The sequence below is a fragment of the Ruegeria sp. YTSC230 genome (assembly GCF_059609665.1).
This window is the reverse complement of record NZ_JBXWMC010000008.1, coordinates 16,194-38,183: the sequence shown is the minus strand read 5'-3', so window position 1 is coordinate 38,183 and position 21,990 is coordinate 16,194. Positions and strand designations below refer to the sequence as shown.

The following is a 21,990-nucleotide window of genomic DNA, read 5'->3' as shown; positions in this document are numbered from 1 at the left end:
ACAGATTTTGTAGGATCACCCATAATCGTTCGCGACGCCCTTAAACGTTCGCGAACGACCCCAACCGTTTGTTTAGGAGAATTTGACGGAATTCCAAGACTCGCGATATATGTCACCGCTAGATAAAATACCACTTTCCGAAGAAGCGGACATAAGAAGAGCCGTCAAGCATCTTTCTGTAGGGCTCACTTCCCACCGCTCTTAAGTTCACTATTGTGTTGAATGTGGCTGTTGGTCTTGATCTCAAAGCCCCTCCAACTGGTTCGTAGTCGCTTAATGATGTGGAGATGCATGAAGTAGCACCGCTTTTGCCAAGTGTAGGTGAAACGAATAACGACGTATTTCTTTCAAGTGTCTCAAAGTTATTCGGCGAACTATTTCCAGCAAAGGTTCAAAACTTGATCCGAAAACTGGCGCCTTGCTTTGGGGTCATTGTTTCAATCGCTACACCTGCCTGTTTCAAAACAGCGGTAACAATGGATAGGCCCAAACCAGTGCCGCCTTGGTCCCGTCTGGTTGTGAAGAATGGTTCTGTGATGCGTGCACTGTTTCGCGGGCAAATGCCCGCACCATTGTCGGAAACGATCAGGCTGTTTGAAGCCGCGTCAAAACTTATGTCGACACGTGTTGCGCCGTGTTGAAACGCGTTTTGAAGAAGGTGATGCAGAACGATATGGCCCTGATCTTTGGACAAAGGCAGGTACGTTTCTGGCGGCGCCTGCAACTCGACAACCTTTTCTGAAAACGCGGCTGACGCCGCCTGGACCATATCCGCCAGTGACGTTGGGGTAGGGTCAGTTCGAATACTGGCCCGTGCCAGTTCGCGAAGGCGGCTCAGCAAGGCGTTCATACGCAGACCTTCTTGCTGAATGTTATGAACCAGTTTCTGGTTGCGATCACCGGATACCGCTGACGGCCCATCAGACAACAGCTCTGCCGCACCCAAAATTGCCGTGACCGGCGATTTCAACTCATGTGTTACGTGGCTCGTGTAAGTCTCGATCGCAGTCGACCGCTCTGACAAGGTTGCAGCCATCGAAACGACGTTGTTACCCAGTTCCGCCAGTTCCTTCACGCCATAGTGCTGCACGGGATCGGGGATCGGTTTCAATCCGCTGGCGACATCCTGGCTTTGACAGCTGAGATCGCGAATTGGCTTCGAGATCAGCCGCCACATCATCCAACCGACCACAGCTGCAGACACCAGCATGAACACCACGACAGAGCCAAGCGTGAACCGTTCCTGAAACAGGAATTTCCGAAGGTCCATTGGCGTGCGCGACAGGTATACGGCCCCGATGACCCTGTCATTCAACACCACCGGGTGGGCGACAAACACGCGGTATGAGGTATCGCGACTGATCGAGTTCAGCAGGTGCCGATTGGACGTGTCATCGCGCTGTCGCAGCAATGAAACGGTTTCACCCTCCAACGCTTGCGACACTTCGGGTACATGCAGAAAAGACCCGCTGGCTGATCCACTGCTGGCGATGATCCGCCCAGAGTGATCCATGAAAACATACCCCGACAGAGTGGTTTTCTTAGCCGACCTCGCCAGCTGTGACAGTGATTGAGAGATCTCCGAATACGGCGCGTCCAGCGGTTCATCACTTGAAACCGGGTCGGGGCGCGGCGGCGAGACCTGACCGCGAAACAGATCCAAACTGGCTGGGATGGGATGAAAGTCCTGAGTAAGGCGTTCCATCTGCTCAGTGGACAAACTGTGGCCGACATCGGGTGCGGCCTGGATCTCAGAAAAGGCCGTGGCATAGATTTCGCCAAAGATAACGGCCTGAGACAAAAGACTGCGTTCGGTTTCGCGTGCGAACTGGTTGCTGGACAGGCGGGCACCCAAAACACCAATGATCGGAAGGGTCACAAGGGCGATGCAGACCAGCGAAATCACCAGCGCAAGCGGCGGTCGCCATTTTTGCGTTACGGTCAGCACTGGCAAACGCCCAGCTTCACCCCAACCCCGTGCACGGTTTGAATCAAATCTGGATATCCCAAAGTGCGCGCCTTCTGACGGATATTACGGATATGGCTATCCACCGTGCGACCAGACAGATAGGTGTTGTGGCCGTAAACCAGCTCGATCAAGTGCGCGCGCGCATAGACGCGGCTTGGTGTTTTGGCCAGGATCGACAGGACCGCGAATTCGATCCCGGTCAGCTGGACCTCGGCCTCGGCAAGGGTGCAGCGATGCGCGCTATGATCCAGTTGCAGATCCTGAAAGACCGTCACGTCGTCCGGCGATTTAATGTCGGCCGAGCGGGCAAGGATGGCCTTGATCCGCAGCACCAGTTCACGCGGACTGAAGGGTTTGGTGACATAGTCATCGCCACCAAGCTGAAACCCCAGAATGCGGTCAATCTCATCATCTCGTGCCGTCAGAAACAGGATCGGCACGGTTGAGCTTTTGCGCAATTCCCGGCAGGCCTCCAACCCATCCATTTCGGGCATTCCGATATCCAGCACGACCAGATCGGCCGGGGTATTGCTAAAAACCTCCAATGCGTCCTGACCAGTGGATGCTTCGGTTGTTCGAAAGCCGGATTCTTCCAGCGCAAAGCGTACGACATCGCGAATACGGGCATCATCATCTACGATCAGGATGTTGTTCACTGTATGCGTCCGCCGTCGAAATATTACCGAAGTCACGATCAGAGATCATACTGCCATTGTCCGGGTCAAGTGGAGCTTGCACCTGTTGTCTGCGCCAGGTGAAATCATCCCCCAGCCACCAGGCATCGGTGCGCAGTTTGTAGGGTAACGCTCTCATGCCGAAACCCTCTGGCCTCGGCTCAGGCGCAGCGCGCCCAAAGCCATCAGCATTATCAGTCCGAAAATCGTTTGCGGCTCGGGTGTCGAAGACCCGCTGAACGCTGTTTTGGGATATGCTGCTGGGCCAACGCTCGCCACCTGCGGCAAGGCCACCGGCTTGGCATCTGCTGGCGCGTCGTCGGGGTTTACGACCATTTTTGAAACCGCAACAAAAGAGGTGAACTGCGTCTGAAGGTTGAATTTCAGCCCAAGATCGGTGATTTGCGCTTCAATCTTTCTGGAATCGCCAGCCTGCACCGCCATGGCGCGGTCAAGATCCGCGATTTTGGAACGTGCCCAGGTCAGTGGGATCGCAGTGCCCTGATGCGTATCACTTTCTGGACCGGATTCTGTTGGCAGGACTGTCGAGAGTGGCATCTGTGCTTTTCTACCTTGCACCAGGCCATTGATCGTGATGTCCGCAGGCCCGCCACCTTCGTACCGAGCCAAAACCCGAATTGAGCCGCCATCGAACAGGTCGGGAATATGTTGTGGCACCACTTCGGTGACATTCAACCCGCCCCAATCAATGGATACATCCGTCAGCACCGGCGATTTCAGATCCCGGGCCAGTGTGTCTGCGACATCCGAGGCGTGCTGGGTCGGATCAACGTAGCGGGCATAACCGCGCCCTTCTTCGGCCATCGCGTCCAACAGATAGCGATTTACTGCAGTACCCACGCCAAAGGCATAGATACGCGCATCGCCGATCTGTTGCCGGATTGTGCGCAACACGCGGGATTCCTGCCCAATATACCCATCGCTAAGGAAGACGACGATGCGCAAAGTGTCGGCAGGTTGCCGCGTTGCAAAGGCATGACGGATTGCGTTGTCGATTTCTGTACCACCCCCGGCGCGCAGACTGTGCACGTAGCGCAAACCGGACTGGATGTTACCGCGTGTGGCAGGAACGGCTTGGGACGCGAACTCGGACGCGCTCGAGGAAAACCGGATCACGCGGAAATAATCCTCGGGGCGCAGGCCTTTCAACGCGGCCTCCATAAACCGCTTGCTGGCATCCAAAGGCGCGCCGCCCATAGATCCCGAGGTGTCCAGCACAAAGACCAGCTCTCGTTCAGATATCTGATCCGACTGCGGGATTTTTGGCGGCTCAACCAGCACCGATACAAAGCCACCCCGGTCATCATGGTGGGCCAGCACTCCGGCTGTCGTCTCATCACCACCAAGTGTGTAGCGCAGAACAAGATCGCGGTTGTCGATCACCCGCCCGTGCTTAAAAGAGGCGCTGATTACCCCCTCCGACTCCTGGACTTGTAGATCATGCGTGGCGCTTGTCAGATTGGAAACGGGAACTGCACCGCGCAGATTGAGGTTCAGCGAGACCCGCGCGGGTTCAATTGTATCGGGGTTCGTCAGGCGCGGAACCAGAGGGTATTGCGGTAGCTCGGAAACCGTCCAGCCATCGACTTCGGTTACGGTAGAAGTGACCTGTTCTTCACTATGGAAATCGGCCAACTCAACGCCCTGAGACGTTTGGTCAAAATTCACCGCCCCTTGATATCGCGGCCCGACGATCAGAGGGAGTACCAGCTCATAAGCTTCGTCTATCTTAGGGACGGCCTGCACATAACTCAGCGTCACGGTAATCGGCTGCCCCGGCATCAGATTGGCGACGTTCTGCGTGAACATGTTGGGACGATGCTGGGTCAAAAGAGCAGCGGCTTTGCCCTCTTGCTTTGCTGTCTCAAAGGTTTGTTCGGCCTCGTGCTTTTGTTGGATCTGCGCCTCAATCACTTCGTCGCCCACCTGCATCTGCATCGCGTAGACGGCGGCTTTTTGGTTGAGGGGGAACAGATACTCCGCCGACATCGGATCGTCCGAAGGGTTTATGAACACCTGCCGCACCTGAACGGTTGCCATATCGCCCTGAATATCAACGGAAAGGTCCGATTTCAGCAAGGGCAGATCCAATGGACCAGCCACTCCGCTGCCGATCAATCGACCCGCGATGTCGTCTTTCGGCTGGGTGTACGCAGCCGCGGGGAATAGCAGAAAAATAAAAGCAAAATACCGTATCATATGTCCGTTCCTTTGATGGTGTGAATGTCGAGCGCTGCAATCGCAGCAGCGTCGAGTTGGGCGCGCAAGCTCGTGCCCAAGGCCCATGGGGTGATCCTTTGCACGCTGCTCCAGGTGCCGCCGGACCCGTTCAGCCAGCGCCAGATCGCTTCGCCCACGCTGGGTGTGACTTGCCCGTTTTGTGCGACGTAGCTGACCGCAACCAGCCATTGGTCCCCGTCCGGGCCGGTGGCACGGTAGTAGGCGCTGGGCACGCCGTCATAGCGTGTGCCCAGAAACCGAACCTTGTAGCCAAGACCCCGCAGGCAGATTTCAGGGGCGTGCAGATGTCGCAGCGGCGCGCGCGTGCTGACCACATTCAGCCCCAGTGGACCGAATTGAGCCTTTTGCGCGTGTCCGCCATAGGCTTCGAAATAATAAGCTTCCATCTGTGTCAGGGGCACTTTCTGCCCCAGATATCCTTGGATTTGTGCGGGCAGATTCGGGGTTACGACACTGCCTGAAACATCCACTGGGTTTGCCTTGAGAGACACGATCGCAATGCTGCCGATCAGGCATGCAAACCCTGCCAGTGCCCTGATGGGTTTGGGCAGAATGAACTGCTTGGGATGTGCGCGGCTTTTGTGCGTGTTTCTGCTGCGGGGCCGATAAAACAAGGCAAAAGGCGCAACTGTCAGGCTAAGGGTCACCAGCCCGATAAGGCTGTGCCAAGGCTCGGCCATAACATCCAGACCACGTGCAAGCCCAATCGCCAGCAGCGAAATGCGCAGGCTATTGCCCAAGGTGGCGCATCCGATCACGGCCAACAGGCTAAGGCCACCGACATGCCATCGCGGGCGCATAACTGCGTTTTGCGTAACCACGAAGGCCAGCGACAGCAAAAGCCCCGAGGCTCCGGAACATGGCAAATCCACCAGAATGTCTCTCTGTTCCAAGGTGATGCGTACGCCGTCGCAGACAACATTCGAGAACAGTGCGCTGAGCATGTGGCAGGACAGTTCCGCGGAAACCATCTGCAACGGGAACCCAAGTGTGCGCTGCAAGACCATTTCGGTCGGTAAGGAAAACAAGAACAGCGTAGCCATCCAAAACGGCGACAGCGCAAAAGGGCGCCGATTCAGCTGCAGCAACCCGACCAGCGCAAAAACATCCAAAGCAAGCGCAAGAGCGCTGAGAATGTTGATCGCCAAAACCTGCCCCAGAAACCGGATCAAAGCTGCCAAGAGCAACAAGGCAATCGCTGGAACGTCAGAGCCTGCCTCTTTCCGGCGGCCGCTCAGCAAGCTCATCCCGGCCAGGCCCAAAATCAGTAGGACATAGACATACCCAAAAGACCCATAAGCCGGGCTAAGCCAGCTTCGAACAAGCCATTGCAAAGGTTGCGCGGCCAGAATTGCAGAGGCAATCGCGAAGGCGCCCCATGCCAGCGTATCTGCGGTCAAGTGTTTCATGCCGCCAGAAGTGACGGGTGAATGCGCAGTTCCCCTGCCCAAGATGTGCAGATTTTGATGAGGTCCTCTTAGCTGAGGTCCTTGCCGCGATTGTTATCTAGGCTGAAATACAAGGTTGCGGACCAGCCTATTAGCCAATGCGTCAAATCTTGAATTAAGTGAACTGTATGGCGTATCGCAAAACGCCACTATTTGCCGTTTTTGATTCGAGTTCAGGTTCTTTCAAGGTGCTGCTGTGTTTAGGCGCTGCCTGTCCGAATTGCCTGAGCGTTTGCTCTTTTGCACGTCGCCTCTTGGGTCAGTTGTGCCATGATCCTTCAAGTCGACGATCTCAGTACGAATTTCCAGATCCGCCATTGCGCCTTCAACCAGGGGCCTTGTCAGCTCTGCCAGGCAGGGTCGCGCACCAGCATTCACGTTGTCATGTTCTCGCAGGATCGCGCGGCACATGACACCGGGAACAAAAGGACCGTGCCCCTTTTCCGCGATCAGCTTCCATTTTCGGGTCAGGCTCTGCCCGGCGCGCTTGCCGGAAACACTTACCTGCATACCGCCTCGGTCACTTCCGAAGGCATAAAGCGCTTTTGAAAGAACGTAGAGCGCAGAATAGGCAATGGCCGGTAATTCAAAGTGCCCGTACTGCCTGAGTTTAGCCAGCAGATGTAATGCCCAGTTCATCAACGGAAGTTCCAGACCTGCACGAAACATGACGCTCTTCGCGCCTGTCTTTTCCGGCAGCAGTGCGATGTCGGGAACGTCGACGCTGTATCCGGCGCGCCTCATACCCGGTTCCAACTCATACAACTTGCGATCCGTCCATCCGCTAGTTGTTTCCCAGGCACCATTGCGCCACACCTGATGCCGCCGTCCGACACCGCTGACAATACTCTTGATAACGGACATGCCTCGCGGTGCCCGGTTACCTGGCAGGATTGCGATGTCGATAACATCAACTTCATCCAGATCTTCGATCAAGTCTTCGACGATACAGGAAGACAGACCGGGTACGCTGGACGCACCGGAAAGGGCAAAAACACCTGCGGTTGTTGCTTCGGTGTTCAAAGCACCAATACCCTTCGTGAACTTGGCGCTGTCAGACAGATCAAGATAGTGGCAGCCATGAGCGATACAGAGTTTCGGGACTTTATACGGATCATCACCATAGTGTTGGAACGGTCCTGCCGCATCAATCACAACGTCTGGCTTAACGTCGAAAACAGCTTCTGGTGCTTTGCCAATGTTCAATTTCAGGGTTTGCGCCCCGAGTTCCTGAGCCAGAGCGCGACCCTTTTCAGGGCGTCGCCCGGCCAGCCAAAGCTGATGCCCATCACGTGCCAGCAATCGGGCAGTCAGGGATCCGAAAACACCGTATCCGCCGATAATCACGACCTTCATGACGGGACACTCCCGATAACCTCAGCATCATGAAAGGTTGCGTCCTGCCAGATCAGCTGACCAAAAAGCGGATGCACCAGTTCCAGAGTGAACCGGAACTGCCCACCCCCGAGTTCTTCGTGGCCGACCACAAGCCCCCCAGGACAGACCCACCGTGGCAGAGGCAGTCGGTTTTGCCCCAGTTTCAGGAAGTACCGGTCGCTGACGAAATAGAGACCGTTCGCTGTACTTTCGAGCTTTAGCGAGATGCCGATCCCAAAGCCGATATATTCTTCCAATCCGGTTGGCCCGGCAAAGCGTTTTGAACTGCCGACCATCTGTGGAAACCCGGCCGCCCGACCATATTGCCGGATCCAAAACTGCCCGTCCGTTGCCGCATCTTCGGTGACGGTGACCACGGCGGATCGACCGACAGAGGTGCGATCAAACGGCAGCGGTGCCCCGATCACGCGCAGGGCAAAGGCCAGCGCGCGCCCGACGGGGTTCATCCGCATTTGGGTCACGCGGCCCTGATAGGCAAGGCTGGCATCCCCCAGCAGACGCTTGCTGAACCGGCGCTGAATCGCTTTGGGCAGGCGAGACCATGCCGAAGCCCCCAGTAAGTTCTTGAACCGATCATCCAGACTGCTGACCGCATCGGATTGCGGTTGAGCCGGCTTCGGGCCTGGCGGCGCTATCTTTTTGCTAATTTCGATCATTCTGTTTTTTCCGTCAAAAGAGAAATTACGGGGCAAATTTTTAGCTGCTTTTTTTGCCTCCGGTGAAGCTGAGCAGGGAAACGACTTTGGTTCCCATTTTCATCAACATCACTAGTTTCGGACGGGGCACCGTAAGCATGTCGCTGAACCACGTATCGGCGGTTGCCAGAAACTCTTGCATGTCCTGCATGCGCCGCAACGCGGTTGGGTCAAGACTGCTTTCGGTTTCAGCCTGGGCCACGCAAGAGCGCAGGGCTTGAGTCGCCGGATCAATCTCGCGTTCCTTGCGCCCTTGGGCGATGCGGATCCCCATTTCCCAGACATCCACTTCGGCCTCATAATGCTCGCGTCGGTCGCCTGGCACCGGAATGCGGCGAATGAGGCGCCAGCTCACCAATTCTTTGAGCGAGTTGGACACGTTGGATCGCGCAATACCCAACGACTCGGCGATCTGCTCGGCATTAAGGGGTTTGGAGCTAAGGTAAAGCAGCGCGTGAATCTGCGCCACAGAGCGATTGACGCCCCATTGATTGCCCATATCACCCCAATAAAGAATGAAATGGCTTGCAGCGTCTGATTTCGTTATGTCATAAATTTCTGTCATGACAGAAATATCAGATAAGATGGTGCGAAAATCAAGACCTTTGTTGATTCAATGACACCTAATTTCGTGCTGACGCGACGGCCCAATGTCCAAAGGCGATCGAACAACTGATTTAAGGAGATTTCTCCTCATAGCATTCATGCAGCCGTTCAGCGTTAAAATCTGCGCCGGTAAATCTCAGGAATATGTATCGCAGCCATCAACAAGAAATGACACGGAAAGCAACCGACATGGGCGTCGAAGAGCTTTATCAAGTGATCTTGAATGATAGGGTCAGGCGCGCAAAAGAATAACATGTGGATGCACCGGAACGCTCGCCTGATCAGATCGACCGGCTTGGAACGCCCGCGGGTGACACGCAATCTGTGCAAGATTTGACGCGTTTCAAAACAGCCAGCCGACAGTAGTCTTGGGTGCAAGGCAAACAACTTGATCTGACATTTTCGCCCTTCTGGTGCGCAAGCAAGGCGAGGCGATCAATGACAAGCATTCCGGAAAAGACCATCGATCCGAAACTCGGGTTGCTGGAATTGGTCGGGCAGGTTAGCAGTGTTTCGCAGACCTATGAAGCAATGGGATACAGCCGGGAAATTTTTTATCCGGTTCAAGGAGCACCCAATGCTCAAATTGTACTTTGTCAGGGTAGCGAGGTTTGAGCGCGACCCGACAATAAAAGTGACATTCGGGCGTTCGGCTTTGGCAGAAATATCCCCGCCGACTTCCTTTGCTATCCTGGGGTACAAGCGGCGGATATGTCGACCACCTTGCTGACGGCGGAAAGAGAAGTTGGTTGGACGCTGGCGGAATTCAGGACTTGCGCCGAAAAGAAAAAAACCGGTTGATGACGAAGCGATGCGACTGCAGGCAAAGTTGATTTCAAACGTTGGCTTTACCGAAACATAGTTCGGATCCAGAGTTGAGCAGACATTAACGGGAACGGAATTTGATAAGTGCCATAATTAACGCGGCTTCGCAGCGTTACATGGATATTCGTCTGGGTATTCCGGGTGGATACCACGTACGCATTGTCGAACGCCCCGGCCTTTGGATGCCGAGCGAGGAGCTGGACAACCTGGTCGCGGATCTGCGGAGCGTGGCGTCGAAAACGCTGCCTGCCGGGGAACTGGCGTATGGCGTCTTCGCTGGGGATCGCGACCGGCTTGAGCATTCGGTGATCACTCTGATTTCGCGCCGGGATGATGATACGCCTGTTGCCTTCAATGCCTTGGCCCTGATGGATGTCGATCTCGGGCACCGGTCCGAACAGGTGTTGCATCTGGGATTGGTCATGGTTGATCCAGATCTTCGCAACCAGGGCTTCAGCTGGGTTCTCTATGGGTTGACCTGTGTGCTGCTCTTGTTTCGAAATGGTATGCGCCCGCTTTGGGTTTCGAATGTGACACAAGTCCCTGCAGTTGTGGGGCTGGTTGGTCAGGGCTTTGCCCGTGTGTTTCCCACGGCGCAGACAGGGCCGCAGAACCGACGCAGTCTTCTGCATCTGCATTTGGCGCGAAGTATCATCAAGGATCACCGCCATGTTTTCGGCGTCGGACCTGATGCAGGGTTTGACGAAGACCGCTTTGTGATCACCAACGCCTATACTGGCGGGTCGGATTATCTGAAGAAAACCTTCGAGGATGCGCCGAAACATCGGGATCAGGTCGTCAATGCGTTCTGCGAGAACCAGCTCGACTATGATCGGGGTGATGACATCCTGCAATTGGGGCAAATGGATATGCCAACCGCCCTGTCTTATGTCGGGCGCGAAGTTCCGCGCGGATCCGTTGTTGCACTTGCCCTTGCTGTCATAGCCGCGGTTTTGCAGCGACTGGCGATGCCGCTTTGGCAATGGGCAGACACGCGGCACGAATTTGGCATCCTTAGGCCACGAGAGCAGAATAAATGACGGAATTTACCTATCAGGACTTCACCACCCGCAACCTCGGTTTTGTGTCCGGGGATGAACAATCACACCTGCGCAACGCCTGTGTGTTCGTCTGCGGCACCGGAGGAATGGGAGGCAGCGCGATCATGACCCTGATCCGCGCCGGGGTGGGCCGGTTGATCCTGGCCGATTTGGATGCGTTCGAAGTGTCCAACCTGAACCGACAACTGTTTGCAACGCTGAAGACAGTCGATCAGGACAAAGCGCAGGCAACCCGGGATCAGTGTCTTCAAATCAATCCCGAAGCTGAGATTGAGGTGCTTGGTGCGGAATGGTCCGACCATGTGGATCGTCTGGTTCAAAGCGCGGATGTCGTGATCAATGGCACCGACGATCTTGGTGCCAGCTTGCTGTTATATCGCACGGCGCGGGCCAAAGGGCGCGCGGTGATCGATGCCTATGCGTCCCCGTTGCCGTCAGTCTATGTCACAACCCCCGACGACCCCATGCCCGAGGAGCGTCTGGGCTACACCACACGCGGCACCAGCTGGAACGCGCTGACCCCCGAGTTGCGGGATGCGGCGGCCAAAGCTGAGGCCGAATATGTGCTGACCCATTCCTCATCCCGGCATCACGTTGATCTGGCTCTGGCAGGTGAGGTGATTGCTGGAACCCGCAGCCGCATGTCCTTTGCGCCGATGGTCATCATGGCGGGGACATTGATGGGAGGAGAGGCGCTTCAGTCTGTTCTGGGCCGCCCGCACGGCGCGGATTATCGCGGTTGGTTTCTGAACCCACACACAGGCAAGGTTGAGCGGCCTTTACCGCGCTTTCTTGCCGCGCTGATGCGTCCGCTGGTTCGACGGCAGATGAACAGGTTGCTGGCGTCATGATGGATACTGCGGCTTTTCTGGCGGATGCCTGGGTTTCGCTCTGTGCGGCGCTGGGTGCGGCAACTGTGTTGCTGCATCTTCAGGATCTGGTGCAGAGGCCGGAAATCGCCAAACGGTTTCAATTCTGCTTGTGGGTTCTGGTTGTTCTGATGCTGGCGCGGATTGGTCACTGGGGCGGCTGGGGCTGGCTGTTTTCGGCGGTCACAAATATCTGCGCGGCACTGATTCCTTTGGCTGCACTTGTTCTGTCCGAAGGGCTTTCGCGCCGCCACGCGCCGCCGGTGCTGAAACAATTCTGTGCTTGGGGGGGCGTGATTTTCGGGCTGTTGGGTCTTTTCCAGTTCAGCAGTATCGAGATCACCCGGCTGGCCGGCCTGCTGCTGTTTCAACTGTTCGGTTTGGGCGGCGTAGCTCTGTTTGTATTGCGGCGTGACAAAGACAGCCTGTCACCGGCGGAAAACAGAACCATCAATTGGATAAGCCTGTCCTTTCTGCTGATCCTGCCGTTTCTGGCAACAGATTTCATGCGCGGGACAACGCTTGACCTGCCGGTCAGACTGGGTGGCGTGGCCGTGCTGGGACTGTGCTGGTTGTCGATCGGGATGAACCGTTCCGGATTGCGGCCGTGGGATACGCTGAGAGGTTTCGGCATCGTTATTGTCATGGCCGTTCTGCTACCGCTGATCTTTTCGGCGATCGTGCCGGTGGATATGCGGTCTGGCGTGCAGGTAATGGCGATCACTTTGTCCACGCTCATGCTATTGGCAATTTGGCAGGCAGCGATTGCCTTGCGGATTGAGGATCGCCAGATGATCGCTCTGCGCGAGATTGCGGATGTCAAAGGGCAGGGACCACAAGCCAGCCTGACTTTGCTGCGCCGTGCTGCCGGATCTCCGGACGTGATACTGGTGCAAGAAGCAGATTTGATGGACATGAATCTTGATGATTTGCGCGCCAGCTTCACCACAACACCCGTGCAACAATTGGGGGCAACGGATGACGAACAGGTCAATTGGCTGTTCGCCCGTTTTGATGCGACCCATGCGGTGTTCCTGTCCGGCACCCCAATGCGGGTGGTCATGCTCAACAGCCCTGAAATCGCGACTCTGGACAGTACCGGTGCAGCCTTGCGCGCCGTACAGCGCATGGCGCGCGTCTTGGTACATGAGGGGGCAGTATGATTGAGCTGCTCGAAAGGGATTTTGCAAGTTTCTTCGCGGCCCCGTTTCACGCCTATGGTGCCGGCACTCCGTATGTGTCGCCGATGAAGGCAGATCTGAAACGTTTCCTGTCGATCAAGAATCCGTTGTTTTCCGATGCATCGGATTTCACCTATTTCTCGGTGAAACGCCAAGGCAAGCCTGTGGGTCGCATCACGGCCCATCTACATCGGGGATCGAACGACCTGCATCATGAGGCGCGAGGATGCTTTGGCTTTTTCGATTGCGCAAATGATCCCGAGGCCGCTGCGCAATTGCTGCAGGCGGCGGAAAGCTGGTCCCGCGCGAAAGGCATGACCCGGTTGACCGGCAATTTCAACCTGACCGCGATGCAGCAGGCCGGGATCATGACGGATGGTTTTATCCGGGCCCCTTTCACCGATCAGATCTGGGGGCCTGCACACCTGCCAGGGCTGCTTGAGGCGAATGGATATCAGTCGCACTTTCCAATGACGACGTTCGAGCGGCGTCTGGACTCAAACCCAGCCCCGCTGGTTTTGCCCGACGAGCAGCGCGCGCAATTGTTAGAGCAAGGGTTCTCTTTCGCGCCTGTCACCCGTGCGACCATCGCCGAACGACTTGAAGACGCCCGTGGCATTCTGAACCGTAGCTTCAAAGACAACTCAATGTTTGTTCCGGTGACGGCGGAAGAGTTCCACTTTCAGGCCAAAGACATGAAGTGGATCATGGACCCGCGGATTTCAAAGGTTGTGCATTATCGTGGTCAACCTGCGGGCGCGGTGATTGCCATTCCCGACCTCAACCCGTTGCTCCGGCGGATCGGATCGCGGTTGCGCCTGTCGCTGCCGTATCACTACCTTAAGTACAAGGCCCGCCGTGACCGCGCAGTGGTCATCTTTCAGGGCGTAATGCCCGAGTTTCAGGGACGTTCGGTCAATCCACTGATGCTGAGCGAGATGACACGGGACATGATGGCCGCCGGATACAAAACGGTTGGTGGCACGTGGATTGCCGACGAAAATGCGGCCAGTTTACGCCAAACCGAAAAGGCGGGTGCCTTGCCGCTGCACAGATTGCACCTGTTTTCCAAGGAGCTGATGTAGTGGATCGCGCAGAATTTGAAGCAATTGTTGCGCAGGCGATGCTTGCCCCTTCGGCGCATAACACGCAGCCAGCGCGATGGCGGCTGGATGGCGCGTGTATCGAGGTCCATGTCGATCTGTCGCGGCGCCTGCCTGTCGGTGACCCGGACAATCGTGATCTGTACGTTTCCTGTGGCGCGGCGGTCGAGGGCACGGTGTTGGCCCTGGCGGCGCGCGGATTTGGTGCCGACGTAACCTTGTCGGAAGCGCCGGTCGAGGCGGGATTACGCAAAATTGCCCGCATTGTCCCCAAGACAACTGCCGATACCGGTGATGTTGTGCTGGCCAAGGAGGTTTCAAAACGTCTGACGCATCGAGCAGGTTTTATACCTGCACCGCAAGAAGCCTTCCGGAATTGGCGGGCCGACCACATGACATTGGTCCAGGATGCGTCCCAGATCGAATGGCTTGCCGGGCAAATCGACATCGCCTCGGCCCGTGTTATGCGGTCCAGGGACTTTCGTTCCGAGTTGCTGTACTGGATGCGCTTGCGCGAGGGCGATCCCAACTACCACACCGACGGTCTGAACCGAGAGGTACTTGCTATGGATGCGGCTACTGCAAGGATTGCACCAACCATTCTAGGTGGCAGGCTTTATGATTTGTTATCGTTTCTGGGCCTTGGCCCGCACCTGTCGGGCGAGGCTGCGCGCTGCCGTGGGGCAGGTGCAATCGCACTGTTTCACTGGCCTGAAAATGGGTCAATGGTCGCCGCTGGCCGGGCGTTCTATCGGTCCTGGTTGCAAGCTGCAGCCCGTGGGTTGGCGGGTTGGCCCGCCGCGGCTTTGGCGGATGACCCACTTACGCGCGCCGCTGTTTCGCATCGTTTTGCCATACCAGCCGACAGGGTTCTGTTTAACGCGTTGAGACTGGGGGTCGCCAACGGTGCCACCCCCAGTCGAACGCGCCTGTCGGTGCGCGAAGTTATCGTTTAGGCGGCGATGTTCTCGCCCACCTCTTTCAGCAGCTTTTCGGTCTTTGCGTCTTCGATTCGATTGTGCAGACGTTGCGATTCCTCACGGTCGCGCAGAGTTTTTGTGATTGAAACGGTGGTATGTACCAACATCAACGCGGACATGGAGTAGAACCCTTTTGCCGCAAAGCTGGCTTCCAGGAAGTAGATGCCGCCGGCCATCATCGCTGCCGCGACAATAAACGAAACAATGGTGAACATGTTCCAGGCATTGGATTGCGGCAGGTTCAGGTTTTCTTCGGTATTCATGGATCAATTCCTTTCAGTTTCTCTGTTGGTTCAAATCGGTTTGGGCGTCAGTTCGATTTCGATTTGTTGGACTTCTGCGTTTTCTTTTTCAGGCGATCGAGAACGTCGTCAGCGTTTGAACGCAAGGGCTTGCCGCACCCTGCTTCGGCCAACTTGTCGCGAATGTGCTCGGCCGAACCCGTTGCTTCCAGCTCGGTCATGGCGCGCGCGGTCGCGTCCATCTCGCTTTGACGCTCTTGCAAGCGCTGCAAGGTGTCTTCTGCCTCGCGGAGTGTGGACAACCCACTGTCGGGCGCGACTTGCTGAAGGCGCTGCGTCTTGTCCGTGGCCGTGGCAAGGCGCTGACCGCGCTGTAACTGCCTTAGCCGGGTTTCGGCCTCGCGCAGGACAGTGCGTAGGCGGCTGATCTCGGTTTCAAACCGGGCTTGCGCCTGCGTTGACACGTCACGCTCTGCTTCAAGATGGGCGATTGTCTCGGCTGCGTCCCGGGCCAGATCCTCGCGGTCTTGTTGCAAGGCATCCAGCGTGCGCGTTTCAAGGTCTGCGATCTGTTGGGTCAACCTTTTGTGCTGTTTGATCTCTTGTTCGTTCTGCGCCATTGCGACGGCAACCGCCTTGCGCGACACCTGAATGGCATGGGCGCAATCCCGGATTTGCTGACGTAAAATGGGCAGAGCGTGACGATCCGTAACAACGGTTGCCGCCTCAAAGGCACGGCCTCTTAACAAAGTGGCAAACTGTTTGAACATCTTTGGCTCCTCGTTTATGAACGTTGTTCATGGGGTGACTATGCGATGATTCTGAACATCGTTCAACAATAAAAATGAACATTGTTCATAAATTCTGAGCTTGCGAGGATTAAGTGGCAGAAAGTAAAAGAGAAATTCTGAAGAAAAAGATCTTGGATGCTGCGGAAAAGCGTATTGAATCGCAAGGTTTGGCCGCGCTGCGCGCACGTGACATCACAAAAGATGCCGGGTGTGCGCTGGGCAGTCTATATAATGCGTTTGAAGATCTGGACCTTCTGATACTGGCGGTGAACTCGCGCACACTGGCGCGTTTGCACGTCTCACTACAAAACGCCCCGGCATCGCAGGAGACGCCCAAGGAAAAGCTGCTTGCACTTGCGTTGGCTTACCTGGATTTCGGTACCGAGAACCCAAACCTATGGGCCGCTTTATTCGATCACCGGATGCAGCCGGGCGTACCGGTCCCGCAATGGCACCTTGAGGAACACGCGGTGCTCATCGCCGAGATCATCGCTCCGTTATCGCAATTGAACCCTCAGTTGGACGACGACACCTTGGCTTCGCGTGCACGAACTGTGTTTTCCGCCGTGCACGGCATAGTAAAGCTATCGCTGGAAGGTCGGTTCGTCGCGTTGGACCCGGATGCGGTACAAGCTGAATTGTCCGAGTTCATGTCCCAATATCTGCAAGGGTATCAGCTAGGGTAGATTTTTTGATTTCCCGAATTTGGATGCATATGGAATTGACATTAATGCCATCGCATTGCGACGCTGCCAAACAAGTTAAGAAAGCGGAAAATCCGAATATTCGACGGAGGAATCATGCGTAACATGTTTAAGGCGGCGTTGGCTGTAACGCTCATCGCGTCGGCTCCGATCATGGTGCAGGCCGAAACAATCATCCGAGTCACGTTACAGTTGCCAGAGACTCATTCGCTTGGACAGAACTGGATCGCGTTCAAGGATATCGTTGAAGAGAAGTCCGGCGGTGAGCTAACAGTTCAGTTGTTCCCGTCAGCGCAGCTTTACAAAGATAAGGAGGTTCCAGAAGCAGTGGGTACAGGCGCTGTCGACGCCGGTTCGGCGTTTCTTGGCCGATTTACTGGGGCGGTCCCGGCAGTAGACGTTGTGAACCTGCCCTTCTTTTTCCGTGACGAAGACCATCTGCGGGCGGCCGTTGCCACCGGATCACCGATGCGCAACATACTGGATGCCGCTGTGCTTGAGGAAACGGGGGCCAAGGTTCTTTGGTGGCAGGCGTTTGGGCGTAACGTCTATTTGTCGAACGGGTCTGCCATCCGAACGCCCGCCGACCTCAAGGACCAAAAAGTCCGGACCTACGGCAAGGTGATTGGTTGGACCGTCGAGGCGCTTGGTGGCGCACCCACGCTGATGTCGGGGTCAAAACAGTTTTTGGCCTATCAGCAGGGTGCTGTAGATGTGGGCATGACAGGTGCGTCTGCCGTGAAGTCGCGAAAACTGCACGAAGTGATGGATCACATGACATTGTCATATGACAGTGCCATCGAATTTGTCGCCGTCATGAACAACGACTTTTTCGAAAGCCTTTCGCCTGAGCATCAGCAGATCATTCTGGACGCCGCCGCTGAGGTCGAACAGCAATTACGTGACGCGATCTACGCAGAAGAAGATGCAACGATCGACGAAATGCGCGGCCTGATGACCGTGGTCGACCTGACCGATGAAGAGCGTCAGCAATGGATTGAGGCGACCTCGAGCGTTTCTCAGCGTTTCGTCGATGACGCGGGCGATACAGCCGCCGAAGTGATTTCAGCCGTGTCCGGAATGTAATCCCTTCTTCATATTGTCAAAGCAAGCGGACACCTCTGGTTCGGTTGCTTCTTCTCTTGGCGAGGCGCCCCGAATGCTGCATGCCCTGACCAGAACCGTCGATTGGCTGTCTGAACTCTTCGGTATCGTCGCCGGATGGATGTTCTTCGCCATAGGCATATTCGTGGCTTACGAGGTCTTCATGCGCTACGCGCTCACCAGCCCGACGGTCTGGGTGGATGAGGTCGCAAGGATCTTTCAGGTGTGGGCTACCTTTGGCGCGACAGCCTATGTTCTAAAGCACCGCCAGCACATCGTCATTGATTTGGCGTTCCGGGATGCGAACACACTGGGGCGGCGGATTGTCGAGACGTTTTCGTTGCTTGTTATCGTGTTCTTCGGATGCGTCGCCGCACGGTATGGCTGGGACATCTGGCTGAAATCAACGCTCGCCGGGCACACGACGGATAGCTACCTTGCCGTACCCAAGGCCTATACTCAATCGGCGATCTGGGTCGGGTTTGGTTTGCTGTCGCTTCAGGCTTTGGTGGAAATCTACCGGGTGTGGACGGGTCAGGCGAACCTGCAAAGCCATGAACTTGGGGGTCACTGACCCTTGGAAACCATTCTGATCATCGGGGCCCTGCTGGGTTTACTGCTTTTGCGCGTGCCCGTCGCCTTTGCCATGGGCGCACTTGGCGTTGTGCTGTTATGGCTGAAAGGGCTCCCTCTGATTGCCGTGCCGCAGCGCCTGTTCGGGACGATGGACAGTTTTGAACTTTTGGCCGTGCCTTTGTTCCTGCTCATGTCAAACGTGCTGTTGAAAGGCGGCGTCGGACGGGATCTCTTTGCCAGCGTTCAGGCTTGGGTCGGGCATTGGCCCGGGGGATTGGGTGTCGCTACGATCAAAAGCTGCACGCTTTTTTCGGCGATTTCGGGATCCTCGGTGGCGACGGCGGCCACAATTGGCACCGTCGCCATCCCCGAGATGGAAAAGCGCGGCTATGATCGCCCGTTCATCTTGGGACAACTCGCCGCCGGAGGAACCCTGGGCATTCTGATCCCCCCATCGATCCCGCTGATCATCTATGGCGTCATTACCGAGACTTCGATCCCAACGCTTTTCCTTGCCGGAATTGGACCTGGCTTGTTCCTTGCAACGCTCTTTATCATCTACGCCATGCTTTATGCGCGCGGCAAAGAGAGCTTAAAAGTCGAGCGCATGCCAATGAAACAACGGCTGCTGGTGACATTAAGTGCGCTTCCGACTGTCGTCTTGGCCATAGCAATCATTGGATCGATCTATGCAGGAATAGCCACGCCATCAGAAAGCGCGGGCATCGGGTTCGTGATCGCGATGATCATGACATTCGCGATGCGAAGAATGACCTTCGCAAAACTGCGAGAAGCCGTGCACGATTCACTGATAACCACTGTGATGATTTTTATCATCGTCGCTGGGGCTAAGGTTTTTTCCTATGCCATTACTCTGTATCTGATTCCGCAATCGATCAGCAGCTTTCTCACTGAAAACATCTCAAACCCGACGATATTTATCTTCGCGGTCGGGCTCGTATTGTTGATTATCGGCTTTTTCCTCGAAGCGTTGTCCATGATGCTAATTATGGTTCCGGTGCTCTTCCCTGCGCTTGAAGTCATGGGAATTGATCCGATCTGGTTCGGCATCTTTTTCGTCGTCCTGATCGAGACAGCGCTAATCACTCCGCCGGTCGGATTGAACCTGTTTGTCCTTCAAGCTGTCGGAAAGGCGCGCCTTGAAGAGGTTATTCAAGGGGCCATCCCATTTGCATTCATAATGCTGGCAACGGCCGTGTTGTTGTGGTTCTGGCAGGATTTAGCGCTTTGGATTCCTTACAAGCTGTTCTGACGGCAAAAGCGGCGCACTCTATGGGTTCATCCAAGCAGCCATACCCGGAAACCGCCAGGTCGAAACGGTGCCGTCCGACGGTGAATACTCCGCCTGGGGTTTCGTATACGGCCTCGGATCGCCGAAGTTACTCGAGCTGAATTATGACGGCTTCAAAATCCTGATCGCTTGTGACCCTGGTGTGGTGACCCTTTCCCACCTTGTCTTCCATGTGCCACACGTCGCCGGGGCCGATTTCACGATAGTTTCCATCGCTTGCAGTGACGCGGATTGTGCCTGCAAGGCATATCAGCCTTTGCGCCACCGGGGTCGGATGGATAGGCTCGTTCCAACCGGATCGAAGCCGCAGGAACATTGTCTGTTTGACGCGCTCTGGCTCGGATACCTCGATGGCCTGCGCGGGCGGGGCGAAACTCCGTTCCTCGAGGTTGACGTCAATGTCATCCCAATGGCTTTCGCCAGCAGCATCGGCATAAAGCTTGCAATACTTCACGGTGAACGTCCTTTCAGCTTTTCGCAGCGGTAAACCTAAGAATGATCGGTCGCGTTAGTCGTTACTTGCGGGCTTAAAGCTGTGACCCGATCGGTAAAATACTCAGAAAACCAGAGACGATGTGATCCCAGACCGACCCCGTGGGCTCGGAATCGTATTCCAGTATTTCCCCGTCCGCTCCTCGTGTTCTCCATTTAAGCTGGCCTGCGCGTTCCAACGTCACCTGGTAGGTGTAGGCGGGCAGGGCCGCGTCCAATGCACCCATCGTTTGAACGGCCATCGCGGGAGAGTCGATCAGAATGCCCATTTCGGTATTGATGTTCACAGACCGCGGGTCCCAATTGAATGAGCCAACAAAGAGGTAACGGTCGTCGATGGCAAAAGCCTTGGAATGCAGGCCGGATCGGGATTGTGCCCAGTTGATACCGCGACGCTGAACCTGATAGGCGTCTGGCCGCAATTCATAAAGCTCAACCCCACCGCGCAGCAACGCCCTGCGTTTCTTGGCGTAATGCGCATAGACCGGCACGACGTCGTTCGACCCTAAGGAATTGGTCACGACCTTGACGTCCACACCGCGATTTTCCAACTCGGTCATCCATCGGACGCCATTGTTGCGCGGCACGAAATAGGCCGAGATGATATTTACCTCGCTGCGGGCAATTTCAAAATACGGCAGCAATTGCGATGCAAGAATGGGGTCGGACGTTTCAACGCCCGCAGCTTTTGAAGGCGGGTCCGCATACAAACGCGCGGGGACCCAATTCAGCCGCAGCGCGCCGTCGGCAAAATTCTCTTGCGCGGATTTCCTGAGCGCAGCGCCGTACTGGGTCTGTTTTGCTTCCTCCACCAGCTCATTCAGCCTTGCGCGCGCATCGTTCAGGTCAAACGAATCCGGTTGTCCAACAACCACGCGTGCGGGAACGGCAAATTCACTGTTCCAATAAGAGTCAAAGCTCTGGGAAACTTCAGTCACGACTGGGCCTGCCGCCAGCACGTCCAGATCGGCATAGTTCATTTCTTCCCGGGCCAGGAAATATTCGGCCCCAATGTTGCGCCCCCCGACGATCGTGAAGATGTTGTCTGCGGTCATGGATTTATTGTGCATCCGGCGATTGATGCGTTTGAAGTCTGTCAGACCCGCAATCAGCAGGCTTTGATCCCGCCAAAAGGGATTGAACAGCCGGATCTCGATATTCTCGTGATAGTCCAGCGCTGCGGTCATAGCGTCGTAGCTGGACGTGTCCATGTCATCCAAAAGCAGCCGGACACGAACGCCCCTGTCTGCCGCCTGCAAAAGGCTGGCCGCAAACAGGTGGCCCGTGGGGTCATTGTGCAAAAGGTAGTACTGCGCGTCGATGGTATGCTCGGCCGCAGCGGCCAGCAAAAGCCTTGAAACCAGCGCTTGTTCCCCATCACTGATCAGTTTTACCCCGGACCGCCCATCCTTGGGATCGCCAAGCCGGTTGGCCGCGCGCACCAGGGCGCTGTTTGCGGGGGTCGCAAAGGACGACGAAACAGATTTTTCATAGCTGCGCGTTTTTGGGGCGCATGCAGCAAGAGCCAGCGTACTGCACAGACAAACCACGATAGCCCATGGCTTCATCGACATTCTCCCCCCCGTTCCATCTCAGGTGACTACGCTTGTAGGGGTGATTGCAAGTTTGTTTCCGGATTCGCCGGGCCGTTTCCCAAGCCTGTGTTGTTTGGGCGAGACCCTAGAAGGTCCGGGCAGC

At 56.0% G+C, this 21,990-nt stretch carries 21 protein-coding genes; 10 read left to right on the top strand and 11 right to left on the bottom strand.

The window, feature by feature from the left end:
* Positions 1-391 precede the first annotated feature (391 nt).
* The 7 genes from AC2FD9_RS16255 to AC2FD9_RS16225 form a co-directional block, all read right to left on the bottom strand.
* A complete protein-coding gene (locus tag AC2FD9_RS16255; RefSeq protein WP_282171026.1) occupies positions 392-1,948 on the bottom strand; it encodes an ATP-binding protein in 1,557 nt (518 codons plus the stop codon).
* Entirely contained in the window at positions 1,942-2,625 is a 684-nt protein-coding gene (locus AC2FD9_RS16250) for a response regulator transcription factor (RefSeq protein ID WP_108861842.1), read from the bottom strand. The genes AC2FD9_RS16255 and AC2FD9_RS16250 overlap by 7 nt, the downstream gene beginning before the upstream one ends.
* Before the next feature lie 153 nt (positions 2,626-2,778).
* A complete protein-coding gene (locus tag AC2FD9_RS16245) occupies positions 2,779-4,863 on the bottom strand; it encodes a VIT and vWA domain-containing protein (RefSeq protein ID WP_496837856.1) in 2,085 nt (694 codons plus the stop codon).
* Positions 4,860-6,314, bottom strand: coding sequence for an exosortase T (gene xrtT / locus AC2FD9_RS16240; protein WP_496837854.1), 1,455 nt, complete (start codon positions 6,312-6,314; stop codon positions 4,860-4,862). Before xrtT ends, AC2FD9_RS16245 begins: the two co-directional genes overlap by 4 nt.
* A gap of 222 nt (positions 6,315-6,536) precedes the next feature.
* The gene (locus AC2FD9_RS16235) at positions 6,537-7,709 is read right to left on the bottom strand and encodes a saccharopine dehydrogenase family protein (RefSeq protein ID WP_496837852.1); all 1,173 of its coding nucleotides are present in this window, start codon (positions 7,707-7,709) and stop codon (positions 6,537-6,539) included.
* Positions 7,706-8,407: a DUF4166 domain-containing protein gene (locus AC2FD9_RS16230; RefSeq protein WP_496837850.1), complete on the bottom strand. Its 702-nt coding sequence runs from the start codon at positions 8,405-8,407 to the stop codon at positions 7,706-7,708. The genes AC2FD9_RS16235 and AC2FD9_RS16230 overlap by 4 nt, the downstream gene beginning before the upstream one ends.
* 40 nt (positions 8,408-8,447) lie before the next feature.
* Entirely contained in the window at positions 8,448-9,011 is a 564-nt protein-coding gene (locus AC2FD9_RS16225) for a GbsR/MarR family transcriptional regulator (protein WP_496837848.1), read from the bottom strand.
* Positions 9,012-9,490: 479 nt separating this feature from the next.
* On the opposite strand from AC2FD9_RS16225, the gene AC2FD9_RS16220 reads away from it, so the two are divergent.
* The 6 genes from AC2FD9_RS16220 to AC2FD9_RS16195 all read left to right on the top strand — a co-directional run bounded on the left by AC2FD9_RS16220 (position 9,491) and on the right by AC2FD9_RS16195 (position 15,047).
* On the top strand, positions 9,491-9,667 hold the full coding sequence (locus AC2FD9_RS16220; RefSeq protein WP_282152763.1) for a hypothetical protein: 177 nt from the start codon (positions 9,491-9,493) through the stop codon (positions 9,665-9,667).
* Between the two features lie 326 nt (positions 9,668-9,993).
* Entirely contained in the window at positions 9,994-10,917 is a 924-nt protein-coding gene (locus AC2FD9_RS16215; RefSeq protein WP_496837846.1) for a hypothetical protein, read from the top strand.
* Complete coding sequence (locus AC2FD9_RS16210) at positions 10,914-11,789, top strand: ThiF family adenylyltransferase (RefSeq protein ID WP_496837844.1); 876 nt, start codon at positions 10,914-10,916, stop codon at positions 11,787-11,789. The genes AC2FD9_RS16215 and AC2FD9_RS16210 overlap by 4 nt, the downstream gene beginning before the upstream one ends.
* On the top strand, positions 11,786-12,970 hold the full coding sequence (locus AC2FD9_RS16205) for a hypothetical protein (protein ID WP_496837842.1): 1,185 nt from the start codon (positions 11,786-11,788) through the stop codon (positions 12,968-12,970). Before AC2FD9_RS16210 ends, AC2FD9_RS16205 begins: the two co-directional genes overlap by 4 nt.
* On the top strand, positions 12,967-14,073 hold the full coding sequence (locus tag AC2FD9_RS16200; RefSeq protein ID WP_496837841.1) for a hypothetical protein: 1,107 nt from the start codon (positions 12,967-12,969) through the stop codon (positions 14,071-14,073). The genes AC2FD9_RS16205 and AC2FD9_RS16200 overlap by 4 nt, the downstream gene beginning before the upstream one ends.
* Positions 14,073-15,047 (top strand): hypothetical protein, encoded by a 975-nt coding sequence (locus tag AC2FD9_RS16195; protein ID WP_496837839.1) that lies wholly within the window; start codon positions 14,073-14,075, stop codon positions 15,045-15,047. The genes AC2FD9_RS16200 and AC2FD9_RS16195 overlap by 1 nt, the downstream gene beginning before the upstream one ends.
* Here the strand turns inward: AC2FD9_RS16195 and AC2FD9_RS16190 are convergent.
* Both AC2FD9_RS16190 and AC2FD9_RS16185 read right to left on the bottom strand, forming a co-directional pair.
* Positions 15,044-15,334, bottom strand: coding sequence for a YiaA/YiaB family inner membrane protein (locus AC2FD9_RS16190; RefSeq protein WP_037308881.1), 291 nt, complete (start codon positions 15,332-15,334; stop codon positions 15,044-15,046). The genes AC2FD9_RS16195 and AC2FD9_RS16190 overlap by 4 nt on opposite strands.
* A gap of 47 nt (positions 15,335-15,381) precedes the next feature.
* Positions 15,382-16,083: a PspA/IM30 family protein gene (locus AC2FD9_RS16185; protein WP_496758227.1), complete on the bottom strand. Its 702-nt coding sequence runs from the start codon at positions 16,081-16,083 to the stop codon at positions 15,382-15,384.
* A 113-nt stretch (positions 16,084-16,196) separates the two neighbouring features.
* Here AC2FD9_RS16185 and AC2FD9_RS16180 point away from each other — a divergent pair, with 113 nt between their 5' ends.
* The 4 genes from AC2FD9_RS16180 (at position 16,197) to AC2FD9_RS16165 (ending at position 19,761) form a co-directional block, all read left to right on the top strand.
* The gene (locus tag AC2FD9_RS16180; protein WP_496699879.1) at positions 16,197-16,790 is read left to right on the top strand and encodes a TetR/AcrR family transcriptional regulator; all 594 of its coding nucleotides are present in this window, start codon (positions 16,197-16,199) and stop codon (positions 16,788-16,790) included.
* Positions 16,791-16,904: 114 nt separating this feature from the next.
* A complete protein-coding gene (locus AC2FD9_RS16175) occupies positions 16,905-17,894 on the top strand; it encodes a TRAP transporter substrate-binding protein (protein ID WP_496837836.1) in 990 nt (329 codons plus the stop codon).
* 73 nt (positions 17,895-17,967) lie between these two features.
* The gene (locus tag AC2FD9_RS16170) at positions 17,968-18,486 is read left to right on the top strand and encodes a TRAP transporter small permease (protein ID WP_496758233.1); all 519 of its coding nucleotides are present in this window, start codon (positions 17,968-17,970) and stop codon (positions 18,484-18,486) included.
* Positions 18,487-18,489: 3 nt separating this feature from the next.
* Positions 18,490-19,761, top strand: a complete 1,272-nt coding sequence (locus tag AC2FD9_RS16165; protein ID WP_496837834.1) for a TRAP transporter large permease — start codon at positions 18,490-18,492, stop codon at positions 19,759-19,761.
* A 127-nt stretch (positions 19,762-19,888) separates the two neighbouring features.
* On the opposite strand, the gene AC2FD9_RS16160 is transcribed toward AC2FD9_RS16165, so the two are convergent.
* On the bottom strand, positions 19,889-20,254 hold the full coding sequence (locus AC2FD9_RS16160) for a cupin domain-containing protein (protein ID WP_282152752.1): 366 nt from the start codon (positions 20,252-20,254) through the stop codon (positions 19,889-19,891).
* Between the two features lie 73 nt (positions 20,255-20,327).
* Positions 20,328-21,860 (bottom strand): phospholipase D family protein, encoded by a 1,533-nt coding sequence (locus AC2FD9_RS16155; RefSeq protein WP_496837832.1) that lies wholly within the window; start codon positions 21,858-21,860, stop codon positions 20,328-20,330.
* Between the last annotated feature and the right edge of the window lie 130 nt (positions 21,861-21,990).

What these genes read in the sequence shown, in the direction of transcription:
- AC2FD9_RS16245 (WP_496837856.1), bottom strand. Translation starts at nt 4,863, where the DNA reads ATGATACGGTATTTTGCTTTTATTTTTCTGCTATTCCCCGCGGCTGCG.
- xrtT (WP_496837854.1), bottom strand. Translation starts at nt 6,314, where the DNA reads ATGAAACACTTGACCGCAGATACGCTGGCATGGGGCGCCTTCGCGATT.
- AC2FD9_RS16235 (WP_496837852.1), bottom strand. Translation starts at nt 7,709, where the DNA reads ATGAAGGTCGTGATTATCGGCGGATACGGTGTTTTCGGATCCCTGACT.
- AC2FD9_RS16230 (WP_496837850.1), bottom strand. Translation starts at nt 8,407, where the DNA reads ATGATCGAAATTAGCAAAAAGATAGCGCCGCCAGGCCCGAAGCCGGCT.
- AC2FD9_RS16225 (WP_496837848.1), bottom strand. Translation starts at nt 9,011, where the DNA reads ATGACAGAAATTTATGACATAACGAAATCAGACGCTGCAAGCCATTTC.
- AC2FD9_RS16220 (WP_282152763.1), top strand. Translation starts at nt 9,491, where the DNA reads ATGACAAGCATTCCGGAAAAGACCATCGATCCGAAACTCGGGTTGCTG.
- AC2FD9_RS16215 (WP_496837846.1), top strand. Translation starts at nt 9,994, where the DNA reads ATGGATATTCGTCTGGGTATTCCGGGTGGATACCACGTACGCATTGTC.
- AC2FD9_RS16210 (WP_496837844.1), top strand. Translation starts at nt 10,914, where the DNA reads ATGACGGAATTTACCTATCAGGACTTCACCACCCGCAACCTCGGTTTT.
- AC2FD9_RS16205 (WP_496837842.1), top strand. Translation starts at nt 11,786, where the DNA reads ATGATGGATACTGCGGCTTTTCTGGCGGATGCCTGGGTTTCGCTCTGT.
- AC2FD9_RS16200 (WP_496837841.1), top strand. Translation starts at nt 12,967, where the DNA reads ATGATTGAGCTGCTCGAAAGGGATTTTGCAAGTTTCTTCGCGGCCCCG.
- AC2FD9_RS16190 (WP_037308881.1), bottom strand. Translation starts at nt 15,334, where the DNA reads ATGAATACCGAAGAAAACCTGAACCTGCCGCAATCCAATGCCTGGAAC.
- AC2FD9_RS16185 (WP_496758227.1), bottom strand. Translation starts at nt 16,083, where the DNA reads ATGTTCAAACAGTTTGCCACTTTGTTAAGAGGCCGTGCCTTTGAGGCG.
- AC2FD9_RS16175 (WP_496837836.1), top strand. Translation starts at nt 16,905, where the DNA reads ATGCGTAACATGTTTAAGGCGGCGTTGGCTGTAACGCTCATCGCGTCG.
- AC2FD9_RS16170 (WP_496758233.1), top strand. Translation starts at nt 17,968, where the DNA reads ATGCTGCATGCCCTGACCAGAACCGTCGATTGGCTGTCTGAACTCTTC.
- AC2FD9_RS16155 (WP_496837832.1), bottom strand. Translation starts at nt 21,860, where the DNA reads ATGAAGCCATGGGCTATCGTGGTTTGTCTGTGCAGTACGCTGGCTCTT.